We start from the raw sequence: 1,880 nt of genomic DNA on the forward strand, positions 1-1,880 counted from the left end.
GGGGCGGCAGGTGCTCCGTCCCGGTCGGCCGGCTGTCGCACCAGACCGTCTCCAGGTCGTTCAGCTCCGCCAGCGGAGAGACGTCCACTGTGTCGAGGACATGGGCGCAGCCCAGTTCGATGGTGCGCAAGGAGGGGAACACCCGGACGAGCGGCCCGAGGGAGGGCAGGTCGCCGTGGGCGAGGCACACGTCCACGATCGCCGGCATCACCAGGTCGGGCGGGCAGGTGTCCAGGTCGTCCACGTCGATGGAGAGAGACGTGAGGGAAGGCAGGACGGCGAGCCCTCGCCACTGCTCGGCTGCGAGGTCCGGCGCGCTCCACAGGAGGACTTCGGTCAGCTGCCCGAGGTGCCGCAGCGCGCCCAGCCCCCTGTGGGGCCAGGTCGACATCGAGAGCGAGGCGAGCGGCGCGGCGGCGGGGAGGTCGTCGGCCGACCAGATCGCCTCGGGGGGGAAGTCGAGGGCGAGGTGCTCCAGCCGGTCCAGCCCCGACAGGAAGGCCAGGGAGAGCGAGTGGAGGGTCCTCTCCAGGGTCAGCTGCGTGGGGTTGCAGCGGTGGAGGAGGGCTGCCACCACGTCGTTCGTCACCTGGGGGCCGATGCTCAGACGGGTGGGGCGCAGGCCGAGGCGCGTCAGTTCGTCGACCTGCTCGTTGTGGCGGACCGTGAAGTCGAGCCCGGCCGGGTCGAGCCGAGCGACGACCCCCTCGGCGTACGTGCGGTTGTCGAAGCGTGACCATGCCCAGATGAGCTGGGAACGGACGCCCACCGAGGAGTGGCCGGCGAAGCGGGCCAGGTAGGGGATCGCCGCGTCGACGGAGACGTGCGTCGCGGTCGTCACCACCATCTGGGCCTCCTCGTCGCTCAGTCCCTCCGGACCGGGCAGCAGGTCGAGGACCAGCCGGCCCACACCCGCCAGCTCGCGGGCCTCATCGAATGTACGAGGCGGGATCACCTCCGACGTGCGCTGCAGGACCTCCTCCCGTACCTCCGGGGACACCTCCGTCGCATGGTCCAGGGCCGTCGCCGCCAGGAGCACCAGGCGGAGCCGGACCGGGCGGTTCGTGGCCGCGTCCGCCGCTTTCAGCAGCTCCTGGAGGATCTCCGCGCACTCGCGCGGCCGCGCGTGGCCCACCGCCATGCGGATGACGTCCTCCCACTGGTCGTCGGCCGCGTGCCGGACCAGGACGCCGATGTCCCAGTGGTCCACCAGGGCCTTGGCCGCCAGGTAGTCCTGGAAGGTGCGGTGGACGAAGTCGACGGTGTCCGCGGTCGGCTCGCGCAGCAGGCCGCTGCGGTGGAGGAGGTGGGTGAAGACCTTCTCCGGCGGATACTGCGCGGCCTCCTGGACCGCCGGGACCGCCTCCCGTACGAGCGATTCCGCGCGGGCCCGGTCCAGCTGGGTGCGGCCGTTGAGCGTCAGCCAGTACGCGAGGCGCTGGATCAGCTGGATCTGCGGGGCCTCGTCGAGGGCGAGGCCGGACGGCGCCCCCATGTCCCGCTCGCGGTCGCGGCGCGCGAGGAGCATCGACAGGGCGGCCTCGTACAGGGCCTTGCGGCCGCGGGGCAGGAACCCGCGCCGGTCGCGGTGGAGGGCGCAGATGAGCCCGCACATGAGGGGGTTGGTGGCGAGCTGGGCCACGTGCTCGGCGGTGCGCAGCGCGTCGAGGAGCGGCTGCTCGTACGGCTCCGCCTCCGGCCCGGCGGCCCGGTGCCAGCGGCGTACGAAGGTGGCGACCTCGGAGCGGGTCATGGGGGAGAGGGCCAGCTCGGTGAAGCCGTCCGCGGCCAGCCAGTCGTCGCGTACGGCCGTGGGGCGGGAGGTGACGAGCCAGCGGTTGCCCTCGTACGCGTCGAGGAGGCTCCGGAGCCAGTCGCGG

General features: G+C 72.9%; 1 protein-coding gene. It reads right to left on the minus strand.

Features of this window, described 5'->3' with window-relative positions:
• The coding region (locus CCN56_RS45370) for an NACHT domain-containing NTPase (RefSeq protein ID WP_373412962.1) at positions 1 to 1,880 on the minus strand (1,880 nt) is incomplete at both ends.

The organism is Streptomyces sp. NRRL B-24572, from assembly GCF_002156145.1.
Taxonomy (GTDB): Bacteria; Actinomycetota; Actinomycetes; order Streptomycetales; family Streptomycetaceae; genus Streptomyces; species Streptomyces vietnamensis.